We start from the raw sequence: 15353 nt of genomic DNA, 5'->3' as shown, positions 1-15353 counted from the left end.
CGAACCCACCCGAACTCCAGGACCGGTCCCCATGGCACGTGGCATCAACAAGGCGATCCTCGTCGGCAACCTCGGCAACGACCCCGAGACCCGTTACACCCAGGGCGGCATGGCGGTCACCAAGATCAGCCTGGCCACCACCAGCGTGCGCAAGGACCGCGATGGCAATGCGCAGGAGAACACCCAGTGGCACCGGGTGACCTTCTTCGGCAAGCTGGGCGAGATCGCCGGCGAGTACCTGCGCAAGGGTTCGCAGGTCTACGTTGAGGGCGAGATCCGCTACGACAAGTACACCGGCCAGGACGGGGTGGAGAAGTTCTTCACCGAGATCGTCGCCAATGAGATGCAGATGCTCGGTGGCCGTGGCGAGGGCGGTGGCGGTGGCGGCGGTGGCGGTGGTGGCTTCCGCAACAGTGGCGGTGGCGGCGGCGACCGTCCGCAGCGCCAGCAGCAGGGCAGCCAGCCGCCGCGCAAGGAGGCCCAGCCGGCCCGCACCGCGGATTTCGACGCCGACTTCGCCGACGACGACATCCCGTTCTGATCCCGCGGGCAGCGGGGTGAAGCTCATCCAGACCGGCCTGCCGGGCTGCGTGGTCATCGAGCCGCGCGTGCTCGGCGACGACCGTGGTCATTTTTACGAGGCCTTCCGGCTCACCGGGCTGGCGGGCCTCGGCATGTCCGCGTTCGTCCAGGGCAATGTCTCGCGTTCGGCGCGGGGCGTGTTGCGGGGTCTGCATTACCAGTGGCCCAATCCCCAGGGAAAACTGCTCTCGGTGGTCGCGGGCGAGGTCTGGGACGTGGCGGTCGACATCCGCCGCGGCTCGCCGCACTACGGCCGCTGGGCCGCGGTGCTGCTCAACGCGGAGAACCGCCGCCGCTTCTGGGTGCCCGAAGGCTTCGCCCATGGCTTCGTCGCGTTGAGCGAACAGGCCGAGCTGCACTACCTGTGCACCGCCCCTTACGACCGCGAGGCCGACGCCGCCATCGCCTGGGATGACCCCGCCCTGGCCATCGACTGGCCGGTCGCCCGCCCGGTGCTGTCGGCACGTGACGCTTCCGCCCCCCGCTTGTCCGAGATCCCCCGGGACCGCCTCCCGCCCCTTCCAGCCGCGTAGCCCGGGACCCTTCCGATCCGCTAGCCTTCCAACCGGGGAGGCCCCGCAGATCGCGGGCCGGAAAAAGGGGGAAACAGACCATGCGATGTCGACTGGTCCTGGGCCTGGCGGCCCTGCTGGTGATGCCCGCGCTGGTCCTGGCGCGCCCGGCGGTGGATGTCGCCGCCTACGCCCGCGCCGACAGCTTCGAGCAGGTCAAGATCTCGCCCGATGGCAGGCACATCGCCGCGACGGTACCGCTGGACAACGGCGAAAGCACCGCGCTGGTGGTGATGGACCGGGACAACAGGATCACCGGCAGGTTCTCGCTCGGGCGCCATCGCCATGTCGCCCAGTTCCACTGGGTCAACAACGAGCGGCTGTTGATCGCCGGGTCGGAGAAGCTGGGGCGCCAGGACCGGCCGCAACTCACCGGTGAGCTGTACGCGATGAGCGCCGACGGCAGCGGCAGCCGCTTCCTGGTGGGGCAGCGGATGCTGGGCGAGGGCGCCGGCACCCGCATCCAGCCGCGCAAGGTCGAGCAGGTCGCGGCGTTCCTGGTCGACGACCTGCCCGGCGACGAGCGCAACGTCATCATTTCCGTGTGGCCCTTCCACGGCGATCCCTACACCCGCGCCGACCGGCTCGATGTCTACACCGGCCGCCGGGTCACCGTCGCACGCGCGCCGGTCCGCAACGCCGAGTTCGTGACCGACAACAACGGCGAGGTGCGCTTTGCGGTGGGGGCCGGGCCGGACCTCAATTCGCAGCTCTATTACCGCGACGCCGGCAGCAGCGACTGGCGACTGGTCCACGAGCAGTCCGGCACAGGCGTGGTCCGCCATCCGGTCGGGTTCTCGGCGGACAACGCGACCGCCTACCTGCGCACCGAGATGGCCTCGGGGCCGGACGCCATCATCGCGATGGACGTGGCCACCGGCGAGACCCGCGAAGTGCTGCGCGACCCGGCGTTCGACCCGCACGCGATCCTGTACCGCAGTGGCAGCCGCGAGCCGGCGGGCGTGCTCTACCAGGGCGAGCGCCCGCGTACCGCGTTCTTTGACGAGACCTCCGGCGAGGGGCGGCTGTACCGCAGCCTGGAAGCCGCCTTCCCGGATCCCGTGGTGATCACCTCGCGGACCACCGATGGGCGCATCGCGCTGGTGCATACCTGGAGCGACCGCAATCCCGGTGACTACTACCTGTTCGAAGACGAGGCCAAGCGCGCCTCGTTGCTGTTGAGCACCCGGGTCTGGTTCGATCCGCAGCGCATGGCCGAACGGCGCTCCTTCAGCCTGCAGGCGCGCGATGGAACGCCGCTGCACGGCTTCCTGACGCTGCCCAACGGTGCCGGGACGAGCGGATTGCCGATGGTGGTGATGCCCCACGGCGGTCCATTCGGCATCCAGGACACCTGGGGCTTCGACGATGACGCGCAGATGCTCGCCGAGGCGGGCTACGCGGTCCTGCAGGTCAATTTCCGCGGCTCCGGCGGCTACGGGCGCGCGTTCGAGGACGCCGGGGCCCGGCAGTGGGGCCGGGCGATGCAGGACGACGTGACCGATGCGACCCGCTGGGCAATCGGCGAAGGCATCGCCGACCCCGGGCGCATCTGCATCGCCGGTGGCAGTTACGGCGGTTACGCCGCGCTGATGGGTGCTGTCCGGGAGCCCGACCTGTACCGGTGCGCGGTCGGCTACATCGGCATCTATGACCTGCCGACGATGCACACCCGGGGCGACGTGCGGAGCATCGGCTCGGGGGAGACGTTCCTGCGCGAGTGGGTGGGCGAGGGCCAGATGCTCGCCGACGCCTCGCCGACGCGACTGGCGGAACAGATCAAGGTGCCGGTGTTCCTGGCCGCCGGTGGCCAGGACGAACGCGCGCCGATCGCCCACAGTCACATGATGGAGCGGGCGCTCAGAACGGCCGGGGTACCGGTCGAGACGCTGTACTACCCGACCGAGGGCCACGGCTTCTACCGCGAGGCGCACCGGCGCGAGTACTACACCCGTCTGCTGGCGTTCCTGGCCCGCAGCCTGGGCGGCGCGCTGGCCGCCGCCACCGACACCACCGACGACATCGCCGCCACCCCGTAGCCCGGGCAAGCAAAGCGCACCCGGGTCGATGCCCAGCGCATCAACAAGACGCACCCGGGCTGATGCCTCAACGCACCCCGTGCATCCAGCGCCGCGCCAGCGGCGTCACCAGCAGGAACAGCACGCCCGCGCCGATCCCGGTCCACAGCATGATCCCGAACAGGTGGGCATAGCCGGCCGCCGCGCCGGCCATGTCGAAGGCCTGCCCCTCGATGACCTCCACCGAGGCCAGCTTGCCGAACTGCGCCGCCAGCACCTCCGAGTACGCGGTACCCAGCCAGAACGCCCCCATCATCAGCCCCACGACCCGCGGCACCGACAGCTGGGTGACCGCCGACAGCCCGATCGGCGACAGGCACATCTCGCCGATCTCCAGCACGAAGTAGGCCGCCACCAGCCACCACACGCTGGCCATCACCCCGGTGGCACCGGCCTGCTGGGCGGCCAGCAGCAGCGGGATGAACGACAGCCCGGCGAAGATCAGTCCGATGCCCATCTTGGCCGGCTTGCTGGGATTGAGCCCGCGCTTCTCCAGCCATGGCCACAGCCAGGAGAACACCGGGGCCAGCACCACGATGAAGAACGCCCCCAGGAAGGTCAGCGAGCCGGCGGTCTGCGGCACCAGCACCACGTCGTGGACGATCGCCACCGCCAGGCCGGCCGCCATCAGCCCGACCAGCGCCTTGGCGGCGCCCATGTGCCCGCGGTCGCTGGCCATCAGCGCGGCGATCATCAGCGGCGGGCTGGCGCCCAGCGAGTACACCGCCCATGGCAGCGCGGCGGTGTAGCTGCCCGGCGCCAGGGTGCCGAACAGATCCTTGGTCAGCAGCCGGTCGGTGAAGGTCAGCCACGAGCCGTAGGTCTGCTCGTACAGGCTGAAGAACACCAGCACGCCGATAATCAGCAGCACCAGGGTGACCATCTGCTGGCGCTGGACCCTGTTGCATTGGGTCGCCAGGAACCACACGAACCACGCCAGCAATGCCACCGCGATGATGTGCATCGCCCCGTGGACCGTCCAGGTGCGCTGGATCAGCTGCCAGACCACCGCCACCCCGGCGACGCTGCCAAGGTAGATCCACCACTCGCGCGACAGCCCGCCGACGCGCTCGGCCAGCCGCGCCGGGTCGTTGGGCTCGGCATGGCCGTGCAGGTACTTCTGCCCCCACAGGAACATCACCAGTCCGGCCACCATGCCGATGCCGGCGGCGCCGAAGCCGTACTTCCAGCCGTAGGTCTCGCCCAGGAAGGCGCAGATCAGCGAGGCGAACAGCGCGCCGACGTTGATCCCGGCGTAGAACAGGGTGAAGCCCGAGTCCCGGCGCGGGTCGTTCTCCGGGTACAGCCGGCCGACGATGGTGGAGATGTTGGGCTTGAGGAAGCCCACGCCCATGATGATCAGCGCCAGCGACAGGTAGAACACCTGCAGCGCGGCGGTATCGCGCACGATCCGGCCGTCGGCGTCGAGATAGGCCGCATGCCCCTCGTAGGCCATGCCCAGGTGGCCCAGCACCAGCAGCACCGCACCCAGCACCACCGCCTTGCGCATCCCCAGGTAGCGGTCGGCCAGCAGCCCGCCGATCACCGGCACCGCGTACACCAGCCCGCCGTAGGCGCCGAGCAGGTCATAGCCGGCGTCGTCGCCGAACAGGTGGTACTTGAGGATGTACAGCAACAGCAGCGCCTTCATCCCGTAGAACGAGAAGCGCTCCCACATCTCGGTGAAGAAGCACACGAACAGGCCCTTGGGGTGGCCCAGGAACTGGTCGGTGGCGGAAGCAGCGGAAGCGGGAGTGCTCATTTCGTGGACCCGTGGATGACTGGACGGGACGTTCAGCCGGCAGCAGGAGTATGGCCCCAGCCATCACGAGCGCATAACATCAGGGTTCGTTCAGCCTCGGGACTTCCCCCATGAACCTGCACCGCTCCGTGCTGCCGCTGTTGGTCGCGTTCGCCCTTCCCGCCGCGTGGACCCCCGTCCAGGCGGCGGAGCGCGGCCTCCAGCCCGAGGACATGATCGGCCTCGACCGCTATTCCTCGCCGGTCCTGTCGCCCGATGGCCGCTTCCTCGTCTTCAGCAAGCGCGAGCTCGACATGGACACCGGCAAGGCCTCCAGCTCGCTGTGGATCGAGAACCTGCACGCCCGCGACGCGGCGCCGCCCATGCGGCTGACGCCCGCCGGCTGGAACGTGAACTCGCCGGCGTTCACGCCGGACGGCCGCCAGGTCTACTTCCTCAGCAGCAAGCCGGGCAGCCAGCAGTTGCACGCGATCGACGTGGACGGCGGTGTCCCGCGCCAGCTGACGTCCTGGCCGGTCGACATCGGCGGTTACCAGGTCTCGCCCGCGGGCGACCGGGTGGCCTTCCATGCCGAGGTCTTCGCCGAGTGCGGCGCGGACCTGGAGTGCACGAAGCAGCGCCTTGACGCGCGCGAGGCCGACCCGGCCAGCGGCGTGGTCTACGACCGCATGTTCATCCGCCACTGGGATGCCTGGGACGACGGTCGGCTGAACCGGGTGTTCGTCGCCGACCTGCCCGCTGCCGGTGGCAGCGCGGGCCAGCCGGCGCTGCTGGCCCCGGAGCTGCAGGCCAACGTGCCCTCGCGGCCGTTCGGCGATTCCACCGAGTACACCTGGGCGCCCGACGGCCAGTCGCTGGTGCTCAGCGCCCGGCTGGTGGACCGCAGCGAGCCGTGGTCGACCAACTTCGACCTGTACCGCGCCCCGATCAACGGCGGCGCGGCGGTGAACCTGACCGCCGGCAACCAGGCCTGGGATACCGGCGCGGTGTTCTCCCCCGACGGCGGGACGCTGTACTACCGGGCGATGAAGCGCCCCGGCTTCGAGGCCGACCGCTTCGGCATCATGGCGCTCGACCTGGCCAGCGGCGAGCGCCGCGAGGTCGCACCGGACTGGGACCGCTCGGCCGACAGCATCGCGGTCTCCTCCGATGGGGCGACCCTGTATGTCACCGCCCAAGACACCGGCGAGCACCCGCTGTTCGCCGTGCACGCCCCCAGCGGCGGGGTGACGAAGATCATCGCGGGCGGCTCGATCGGTTCGGTGCAGTTGGCCGGCCGGACTCTGGCCTTCACCCGCAACAGCCTGTCCAGCGGCGACCAGGTGCTGGTCGGCGGCATCAACGGTGCACCGGAACGGGCGATCACCCCGTCGGCCGGCGAGATGCTGCCGGAGGTGCGCTTCGGCGACTTCGAGCAGTTCCAGTTCAAGGGCTGGAACGACGAGACCGTGCACGGCTACGTGCTCAAGCCGTGGAACTACCAGGAAGGCAAGCGCTACCCGGTGGCCTTCCTGATCCACGGCGGCCCGCAGGGCAGCTTCGGCAACGGCTGGAGCTACCGCTGGAACCCGCAGACCTACGCGGGGCAGGGCTACGCGGTGGTGATGATCGACTTCCACGGCTCCACCGGCTACGGCCAGGGGTTCACCGACGCGATCAGCCAGCACTGGGGCGACCGCCCGCTGGAGGACCTGCGCAAGGGCTGGCGCTTCGCCCAGCGCGAGTACGACTTCCTGGACGGCGCCAACGCCTGCGCTCTGGGGGCAAGCTACGGCGGTTACATGGTCAACTGGATCGCCGGCAACTGGCATACCCCCTCGTCGGGTGCCTGGAAGTGCCTGGTCAACCACGACGGCGTGTTCGACACCCGGATGATGGGCTACGCCACCGAGGAGCTGTGGTTCACCGAGTGGGAGAACGGCGGGACTCCCTGGCAGGTGCCGGAGAACTACGAGCGCTTCAACCCGATCAGGCACACCGGCGAGTGGAAGGTGCCGATGCTGGTGATCCACGGCGAGCAGGACTTCCGCATCCCGGTCAGCCAGGGCATCGCCGCCTTCACCGCGCTGCAGCGGCAGGGCATCGAATCGAAGTTCCTGTACTTCCCGGACGAGAACCACTGGGTCCTGCAGCCGCACAACTCGCTGCTGTGGCACCGCACGGTAAACAGTTGGCTCAAGCAGCACCTGGGCCAGTAACCAGCACACAAGGGCACGCATGGAACCGGACACCACCGCACTGATCACCAACGACGCCGTCGTACTGGGCCTGTTGGCCGTGACCCTCGGCGCGGTGTTCTGGACCGCCTCGCGCCCAAGCGGCTTCTGGCGACGCTTCTACACCTACGTGCCGGCGCTGCTGATGTGCTACCTGGTGCCGTCGGTGTTCAACAGCATCGGGTTGATCGACGGCAACGCCTCCAGTCTCTACCCGATGGCGCGCGACTACCTGCTGCCCAGCTCGCTGGTGTTGCTGTGCATCGCGATCGACCTCGGGGCGGTGCTGCGCCTGGGGCCTAAGGCGGTGATCATGTTCTTGACCGGCACCGCCGGCGTGATGCTGGGGGCGGTGGTGTCGTTGCTGGCCATGGGCGTGATCAACCCCGACGCGGTGGCCGGCGAGACCTGGCGCGGGATGACCACCGTCGCGGGCAGCTGGATCGGCGGAGGCGCCAACCAGGCGGCAATGAAGGAGGTGTTCGACGTCGAGGCGACCCTGTTCGGCCAGTTCATCGCGGTCGACGTGCTGGTGGCCAACGTGTGGCTGGCGGTGCTGCTGTTCCTGGCCGCGCGCGCGCCTGCGTTCGACCGCTGGACCGGCGCGGATACCAGTGCGATCGACGACCTCAAGCGGCGCATCGAGGACTACCAGGCGCAACATTCGCGCATCCCGGACCTGACCGACCTGATGGTCATCCTGGCGGTAGGCCTGGGCGTGACCGGCCTGTCGCACTTCCTGGCCGAACCGCTGGTCGACTGGATCGCCAGCCTGCCCGAGTCATGGCGCCTGCAGGACTACAGCCTGACCTCCGGGTTCTTTTGGCTGGTGGTCCTGGCGACCACCTTTGGGGTGATCCTGAGCTTCACCCCGGTGCGGCGGCTGGAGGGCGTGGGTGCCTCGCGGATCGGCTCGGCCATGCTGTACGTGCTGGTGGCAACCATCGGGATGCACATGGACCTGGGCGCGCTGCTGGACCGCCCCTGGCTGTTCCTGCTGGGCGCGATCTGGATCACCGTGCATGGCGTGCTCATGCTGGGCATGGCCAAGCTGATCCGGGCCCCGTTGTTCTTCATGGCGGTCGGCTCGCAGGCTAACATCGGCGGCGCGGCATCGGCGCCAGTGGTGGCCACCGCGTTCCATCCCGCGTTGGCACCCGTTGGCGTGTTGCTGGCGGTGATGGGCTATGCGCTGGGCACGTACTTCGCGTACGTCACTGGCCTGCTGCTGCAGGCGATCGCGACCTGACGCCATCCCCGCGTGCGCGGGGATGACCTTCGTGCGCGGGGATGACCTTATCGGCGGCGGCCCCAGGTCCACGCCAGGGCGAGATGGACCGGCAGTACCAGCAGGATCCAGTGCACGTCCTGCTGCGGGAAGCGCGACAGGCCGTGGACGAACCCGGCCGCGACCCCGGTGGCGACCGGCACCCACAGCAGCAGCCGGAACCATCGGCCCGGCACGCGCCCCCGGATCAGCTGGATGGCGCCGGGGAGCAGCAGCGCGCACAGCGGGCTGAAGACCAGCAGGTTGCGGTTGGCCCAGCCGAAGCGGTGTTCGGTGCCAAGCCATATGAACAGCATCAGCCCGGCCAGCAGCGTGCACAGCAACCAGAACGACAGGGCAAGTCCGCCGCCCAGGCGCGGCCGTCGCCGCGCCACCCACGCCAGGCCGGCGGCCACGGCCAGGCCGGCAAGCAGCCAGGGCCAGCTGCGGCGCGGTTGCTCCGCGGGTTCGGCAGGCAGAAGGTGCGGCAGGATGCGCTCCTCGTGCAGCACCAGTGGCCGGCCGTCGGCGGTCTTTGTCCGGCGCAGTTCGGACTGCAGGCGCATCGGCACGAAGGCCTCGTCCCACAGCGACAGCGGCCGGTCCGATGCCGGCCCCAGGCCGAGGTCGAAGCCCAGCCACATCCACGGCGCCGGCCGCGCCAGCCGGGTCGCCTCGCTGCGGTAGGTGCTGCCGCGCGAGCCGGCCATGCGTGAGCGCAGGGTGCCGCCCAGGGCGGTGTCCAGCGCGTCGCGCACGCGGGTCGAGCAGTTGTCGAGGAAGTAGTCGTAGCCGTAGCGGGCGTTTTCCGGCCGGGCGTTCCAGGCCAGCTGCGCCGCCAGGCCGGATGCGACATCGGGCGCCAGGTCCAGCCACTGGATGTCGACCCCGCGGCCGACCTCGCGGTAGTAGGCGAGGTCCTGTTCCAGCGGCAGGGCCACCAGCTGGTACTGCATGTCGCCGCGGATGAAGCCGGCGATGAAGCCGTCCTCGCTGGGGTCGAAGTAGCCGAAGTTGTAGGAGGTCGCCTCGCCGCTGGCGGGGTCGGCGACCACGATCGCGTTGTGGCCGAAGCGCTCGAAGAAGATCTCGCCCGGCTGCATGGTCAGCACCGCGATGCGCGGGGCGGCGAGCGCGGCCGGCAGCCAGGCGGCCAGCAGCAGCGCGAGTGCCAGCAACAGGCCCCGCCGCAGCCAGGGCGCGCGCACCCGGCGCGCGGCCGCCGGCTCAGCCATCGCCGAGCACGCTGACGTGGAAAGCGTGCACCCGCCGGGCATCGGCGCTGGCGACCCGGAACACGAAGCGCGACAGGGTCAGTTGCTCGCCGGCCTCGGGCAGGTGGCCGATGGCCCCGGTGACCAGGCCGCCGATGGTGTCGTACTCGTCGTCGTCGAAGTCGGCGCGGAAGCGTTCGTTGAAGTCCTCGATCGGGGTCAGCGCGTCGACCACGAACTGGCCGTCGGCCTGGGCGGCGATCATCGCATTGGGGTCCTCGGCATCGTCGTGCTCGTCGTCGATCTCGCCGACGATCTGCTCCAGCACGTCCTCGATGGTCAGCAGACCGGCCACCCCGCCGTACTCGTCGACCACGATCGCCATGTGGTTGCGCGACTGGCGGAACTCGCGCAGCAGCACGTCCAGGCGCTTGGATTCCGGGATCAGCACCGCCGGGCGGAGCAGGGCGTGCAGGTCCAGCCGCCCGCCGCCGTTGGCGAAGCGGCGCAGCAGGTCCTTGGCCAGCAGGATGCCGATGATCTGGTCCTTGTCGTCGCCATGCACCGGGAACCGCGAGTGCCCGGACTCCACCACCAGCGCGAGCAGCTCGTCCATCGGCGCCTCGGCCGGGAGCATGACCATCTGCGAGCGCGGGATCATCACATCGCCCACGCTCAGGTCGGAGACCGCGATCGCGCCCTCCATCATGGTCAGTGTGTCGGCCTCGATCAGCCCGTCGGCCTGCGCATCGCGCAGCAGCTCGACCAGGTCCTCGCGGTTGGAAGGTTCACCCGAAAGCGCGGAACTGATCCGGTCGAACCAGCTGCGGCGCTTGTCCTGCAGGCGCTCGGGGGCGCCGTTTGTAGGCGGGGGGTGACTACTGTCGTCCTCGGACATCAGATTCAGGTGTGTGCGGACGCCCAGGGAACGGGGCTTGCGGCGAGTCTATCGCACGCCGGAGTCCCGCGGCACGGCCTGTTCATGCCTCCCGGTACGGGTCCTCGATCCCCAGCCCGGCGAGGATCTCGCGCTCGAGCTGCTCCATCGCTTCGGCCTCCACGTCGTCCTCGTGGTCCCAGCCCAGCAGGTGCAGCACGCCATGGACGGTCAGGTGGGCGTAGTGCGCGCGCGGCGGCTTGGCCTGCTCGGCCGCCTCGCGGGCAACCACCGGGGCGCAGATCACCAGGTCGCCCAGCAGCGGCAGCTTGACGCCCTCGGGCAGGTCGGCCGGGAAGCTGAGCACGTTGGTGGCGTAGTCCTTGCCGCGGTAGTGGCGGTTGAGCGCGCGGCCTTCGGCCTCGTCGACCAGCCGGATCGCCAGGTCCGCCTCGCGGATGCGCCCGTGCAGGGCGGCCGCCACCCAGGTGCGGAAACTGCCGGCGGCGGGGATCCCGGCGCGGGGGAGGCCATAGCTGACGCCGACATCGAGTGCCACGGGGCCGCGGGTCATGGCGATTCGCGGTCGTCGCGCGCCTCATAGGCATCGACGATCCGGGCGACCAGCGGATGGCGCACCACGTCCCTGGCCTCGAAGAAGGTGAAGCCCACGCCCTCCACGTCGCGCAGGACCTCCAATGCGTCCTTGAGGCCGGACTTCTGGTGCTTGGGCAGGTCGACCTGGGTCAGGTCGCCGGTGACCACCGCGGTGCTGCCGTAGCCGATCCGGGTCAGGAACATCTTCATCTGCTCGATGGTGGTGTTCTGCGCCTCGTCCAGGATCACGTAGGCGTCGTTGAGGGTGCGCCCGCGCATGTAGGCCAGCGGGGCGACCTCGATGACGTTCTTCTCCAGCAGCTTGAGCACCGTCTCCACGCCGAGCATCTCGTAGAGCGCGTCGTACAGCGGCCGCAGGTAGGGGTCGACCTTCTGGCTCAGGTCGCCGGGCAGGAAGCCGAGCTTCTCGCCGGCCTCCACCGCCGGGCGCACCAGCACCAGCCGCTGCACCCGCGACTGGTTGAGCGCCTCCACCGCGCTGGCGACCGCCAGGAAGGTCTTGCCGGTCCCCGCCGGGCCGACGCCGAAGTTGATGTCGTGGGTGGCGATCGAATGCAGGTAGCGGGCCTGGTTGGAGCCGCGGCCGCGGATCGTGCCGCGCTTGACCTTGATCGCGACTTCCTGCGGTTCGATGTCGTCGTTGACCAGCTTCGAGGCCTCGGCCTCGGCCAGCGCGAGGTGCACGGCGGGTTCGTCGAGCGCCTGGCCGGCGGCGTCCTCCCACAGCCCGCGCAGCATCCGCTCGATCCGTGCCACGGCCGCCCGCGGTCCGGTGAGCCGGTAGACGTTGCCGCGATTGGCGACTTCGACCCCGCTGCGGAGCTCGATCATCCGCAGGTGGGCGTCGAACGGGCCGTTGAGATTGGCCAGCCGCTCGGTGTCGGAGGGATCGAGGGCGAATTCTGAAGTGGTGCGTGCAGGCATGGGGCGGGCGTGGAGGAAGGGGCGGGCAGGAACCGGCAGCTTGCGCCGGGCCGGCCCATTTCGCAAAGTTGCCGTCTACGCAACGTCAATGGGGTGGGGCATGGCCAAGGGCCGGAACGGAGTGTGCGCGGCGCTGGTCGCGGGTTTGCTGGCGGTCGCGGGCCCGGGACTGGCCGGGGTCACCGTGCTGACCGCCGGACGGATCCACACCCTGGACCCCGCGCAGCCGCGGACCACGGCGATGGCCTGGGAGGACGGGCGGATCCTGGCGGTGGGTACGCCGGAGGAACTGCGGGCGCGGTATCCGCGGGCGCGGGAGGTCGATGCCGGACAGGCGACCGTGGTCCCGGGGCTGATCGACGCGCACGGGCATGTCGCCGGGCTCGGCTTCGAGCAGATGCAGGCCCGGCTGGCGGGCGCGGCAAGCCTGGCGGACGCGCTGCAGCGGTTGGAGGCGTTCGCGCGGGAACAGCCGGACGGCTGGCTGCTCGGCCGTGGCTGGGACCAGAACACCTGGCCCGGCCAGCAGTTCCCCACTGCCGCGGACCTGGATGCACTGTTCCCGGATCGCCCGGTGTGGCTGCGGCGGGTCGACGGCCACGCCGGCTGGGCCAACTCGGCGGCGATGGCGCTGGTCGAGCGCGAACTGGATGGCGACTGGCAACCCGAGGGCGGGCGCATCATGCGCGACGACCGGGGCCAGCCAACCGGCATCTTCATCGACGCCGCCATGTCCCTGGTGGACGCGGTGATGCCGCCTGCCGACGCCGGCCTCACCCGCCGTGCGCTGGAGCTGGGCATGCAGTCGGCGGTCGCCCATGGCCTGACCGGGGTGCACGATGCCGGGGTGTCGCTGCGCGAGCTCGACGCCTACCGTGCCCTGGCCGATGCCGGGAAGATGCCGCTGCGGGTCTACGCCATGGCCGACGGCGATTCGGCGGCGCTGGCCGAGCTGTGCCGGACCGGCCTGTACGCGCACGCCGGCGGGCGCCTGGAAATGCGCACGGTGAAGCTGTTCGTCGACGGCGCGCTCGGCAGTCGCGGTGCCGCGCTGCTGGAGGACTACAGCGACGAGCACGGCAACCGCGGGCTGATGCTGATTTCGCCGGACGAACTGGGCGAGGTGGTGCAGCGCGCCCGCGGCTGCGGCGTGCAGGTCGCCACCCACGCCATCGGCGACCGCGGCAACCGGGAAGTGCTCGATGCCTATGCCGGTGCGCTCGGCAAGGATGGGGAGGCACTGCGCTGGCGGATCGAGCACGCCCAGATCCTCGAGCCGCACGACCTGCCGCGGCTGGCCGAACTGGGCGTGATCGCCTCCATGCAACCCACCCATGCCACCAGCGACATGCCCTGGGCCGAGGACCGCATCGGGCCCGAGCGCGTGCTGGGCGCCTATGCCTGGCGCCGGCTGCGTGACAGTGGGGCGCGGCTGGCCCTGGGTTCGGATTTCCCGGTGGAGTCGGTGGACCCGCGGCTGGGCCTGTATTCCGCGGTGACCCGCACCGACGCACGGGGGCTGCCGGCCGGCGGCTGGCACCCGCAGGAGAAGCTGACCGCCTTCGAGGCCCTGCGCGGCTTCACCCTGGACGCCGCCTGGGCCGGTTTCGCCGAGGACGAGGTCGGCAGCCTGGCGGCGGGCAAGCGCGCCGACTTCGTGCTGCTGGCCGAGGACCCGCTGGCGATCGACCCGGCGGGATTGCGCGAGCTGACGGTGCTGTCGACCTGGGTCGACGGCGAGACGGTGTACCGGAAGGCGGCGCCGTGATCACGGGCGTCCCGGGCGCCGCCTGCGCCCCTAACCCACCCGCACCCGCCCGCGCAGGGAATTGGCCATCGCCCGGGTGATCTCCACGTCCACGAACTGGCCGACCAGCCGCGGGTGGCCGGGGAAGTTCACCGAACGCATGTTCTCGGTCTTGCCGGTCAACTCGTTCGGGTCCTTCCTGGACGGACCCTCGACCAGCACCTTCTGCACGCTGCCGACCATCGCCTCGGAGATCCGGCGCGCGTTGTCGTTGATCGCCGCCTGCAGCCGCGACAGCCGGGCGTGCTTCTCTTCGGCGCTGGTGCTGTCCTCCAGGTCGGCGGCCGGGGTACCGGGACGCCGGGAGTAGATGAAGGAGAAGCTCTGGTCGAAGCCGACGTCCCCGATCAGCTTCATGGTCTTGTCGAAATCGGCCTCGGTCTCGCCGGGGAAGCCGACGATGAAATCCGAACTGATCGAGATGTCCGGGCGCACCGCGCGCAGCTTGCGCACCTTCTGCTTGAACTCCAGCGCCGTGTAGCCGCGCTTCATCGCGCTGAGCACCCGGTCCGAGCCCGACTGCACCGGCAGGTGCAGGTAGTTGGCCAGTTCCGGCACGTCGCGGTAGGCCTCCACCAGCGAGTCGGAGAACTCCAGCGGGTGCGAGGTGGTGAAGCGGATCCGGTCGATGCCCTCGACCTGCGCCACGGCGCGGATCAGCAGTCCGAGGTCGGCATGGAGCTCTTCGCTCGGGCCAAGGCCCTCGCACGCGGCGTCGTTGCCGTCCTCGTCCACCATCGGGCCGCGGTAGGCGTTGACGTTCTGGCCCAGCAGGTTGACCTCGCGCACGCCGGCGGCGGCCAGCCGGGCGACCTCGACCAGCACGTCCTCGAACGGCCGGCTGATCTCCTCGCCGCGGGTGTAGGGCACCACGCAGAAGCTGCAGTACTTGGAGCAGCCTTCCATGATCGACACGAACGCACTCGGCCCCTCCGCGCGCGGCTCGGGCAGGCGGTCGAACTTCTCGATCTCGGGAAAGCTGATGTCCACCTGCGGCAACCCCGTCTCGCGGCGGCCGCGGATCAGCTCCGGCAGCCGGTGCAGGGTCTGCGGCCCGAACACCAGGTCCACGTGCGGGGCGCGCCTGACGATCGCCTCCCCCTCCTGGCTGGCGACGCAGCCCCCGACCCCGATCAGCACCGGCCGGTCGCCGTTTTTCAGCGACTTCCAGCGGCCAAGCTGGCTGAATACCTTCTCCTGGGCCTTTTCGCGGATCGAGCAGGTGTTGACCAGGATGACGTCGGCCTCCTCGGCCTTGTCGGTCAGTTCCAGGCCCTCGGCGGCGGCGAGCACGTCGGCCATGCGGGCCGAGTCGTACTCGTTCATCTGGCAGCCGTGGGTCTGGATGAACAGCTTGCCGCGCGGCGCGGCGGGCGCGGTGCCGGTAACGGGTGCGGGTGTGGGTGCGAGAAGGGTGTCGGTCATGGCAGGTCCGG

General features: G+C 70.1%; 12 protein-coding genes. 6 read left to right on the top strand and 6 right to left on the bottom strand.

What is annotated here, in order from left to right; all coding sequences use genetic code 11:
- Positions 1-31: 31 nt before the first annotated feature.
- The 3 genes from ssb to LY625_RS04140 all read left to right on the top strand — a co-directional run bounded on the left by ssb (position 32) and on the right by LY625_RS04140 (position 3193).
- Complete coding sequence (ssb, locus tag LY625_RS04150) at positions 32-541, top strand: single-stranded DNA-binding protein (protein WP_233737745.1); 510 nt, start codon at positions 32-34, stop codon at positions 539-541.
- Between the two features lie 16 nt (positions 542-557).
- Positions 558-1115: a dTDP-4-dehydrorhamnose 3,5-epimerase gene (gene rfbC, locus LY625_RS04145; protein WP_233737744.1), complete on the top strand. Its 558-nt coding sequence runs from the start codon at positions 558-560 to the stop codon at positions 1113-1115.
- An 80-nt stretch (positions 1116-1195) separates the two neighbouring features.
- A complete protein-coding gene (locus LY625_RS04140) occupies positions 1196-3193 on the top strand; it encodes a S9 family peptidase (protein WP_233737743.1) in 1998 nt (665 codons plus the stop codon).
- 67 nt (positions 3194-3260) lie between these two features.
- Here the strand turns inward: LY625_RS04140 and LY625_RS04135 are convergent, their stop codons facing one another.
- On the bottom strand, positions 3261-4994 hold the full coding sequence (locus LY625_RS04135; protein WP_233737742.1) for an oligopeptide:H+ symporter: 1734 nt from the start codon (positions 4992-4994) through the stop codon (positions 3261-3263).
- 110 nt (positions 4995-5104) lie between these two features.
- On the opposite strand from LY625_RS04135, the gene LY625_RS04130 reads away from it, so the two are divergent.
- Together LY625_RS04130 and LY625_RS04125 are read left to right on the top strand one after the other, a co-directional pair.
- Positions 5105-7192 carry a S9 family peptidase gene (locus tag LY625_RS04130; protein WP_233737741.1) on the top strand — a complete coding sequence of 696 codons (2088 nt, stop codon included), beginning with the start codon at positions 5105-5107 and terminating at the stop codon, positions 7190-7192.
- 19 nt (positions 7193-7211) lie between these two features.
- Positions 7212-8459, top strand: coding sequence for a DUF819 family protein (locus LY625_RS04125; protein WP_233737740.1), 1248 nt, complete (start codon positions 7212-7214; stop codon positions 8457-8459).
- A 47-nt stretch (positions 8460-8506) separates the two neighbouring features.
- Here the strand turns inward: LY625_RS04125 and LY625_RS04120 are convergent, their stop codons facing one another.
- The 4 genes from LY625_RS04120 to LY625_RS04105 form a co-directional block, all read right to left on the bottom strand.
- Positions 8507-9712 carry a DUF4105 domain-containing protein gene (locus LY625_RS04120; RefSeq protein WP_233737739.1) on the bottom strand — a complete coding sequence of 402 codons (1206 nt, stop codon included), beginning with the start codon at positions 9710-9712 and terminating at the stop codon, positions 8507-8509.
- Positions 9705-10589, bottom strand: a complete 885-nt coding sequence (locus LY625_RS04115; protein WP_233737738.1) for a transporter associated domain-containing protein — start codon at positions 10587-10589, stop codon at positions 9705-9707. The genes LY625_RS04120 and LY625_RS04115 overlap by 8 nt, the downstream gene beginning before the upstream one ends.
- 82 nt (positions 10590-10671) lie before the next feature.
- The gene (gene ybeY / locus LY625_RS04110; RefSeq protein WP_233737737.1) at positions 10672-11142 is read right to left on the bottom strand and encodes an rRNA maturation RNase YbeY; all 471 of its coding nucleotides are present in this window, start codon (positions 11140-11142) and stop codon (positions 10672-10674) included.
- Positions 11139-12110 carry a PhoH family protein gene (locus tag LY625_RS04105; protein ID WP_233737736.1) on the bottom strand — a complete coding sequence of 324 codons (972 nt, stop codon included), beginning with the start codon at positions 12108-12110 and terminating at the stop codon, positions 11139-11141. The genes ybeY and LY625_RS04105 overlap by 4 nt, the downstream gene beginning before the upstream one ends.
- A 100-nt stretch (positions 12111-12210) precedes the next feature.
- Here LY625_RS04105 and LY625_RS04100 point away from each other — a divergent pair, with 100 nt between their 5' ends.
- Positions 12211-13878 carry an amidohydrolase gene (locus tag LY625_RS04100; RefSeq protein WP_233737735.1) on the top strand — a complete coding sequence of 556 codons (1668 nt, stop codon included), beginning with the start codon at positions 12211-12213 and terminating at the stop codon, positions 13876-13878.
- 30 nt (positions 13879-13908) lie between these two features.
- Here the strand turns inward: LY625_RS04100 and miaB are convergent, their stop codons facing one another.
- Positions 13909-15342: a tRNA (N6-isopentenyl adenosine(37)-C2)-methylthiotransferase MiaB gene (miaB, locus tag LY625_RS04095; protein WP_233737734.1), complete on the bottom strand. Its 1434-nt coding sequence runs from the start codon at positions 15340-15342 to the stop codon at positions 13909-13911.
- Positions 15343-15353 lie beyond the last annotated feature (11 nt).

The organism is Lysobacter sp. GX 14042 (assembly GCF_021390425.1).
In the GTDB taxonomy this organism is placed as follows: Bacteria; Pseudomonadota; Gammaproteobacteria; order Xanthomonadales; family Xanthomonadaceae; genus Novilysobacter.
The sequence above is the reverse complement of the archived record's forward strand: the minus strand, read 5'-3'. Positions and strand labels throughout refer to the sequence as shown.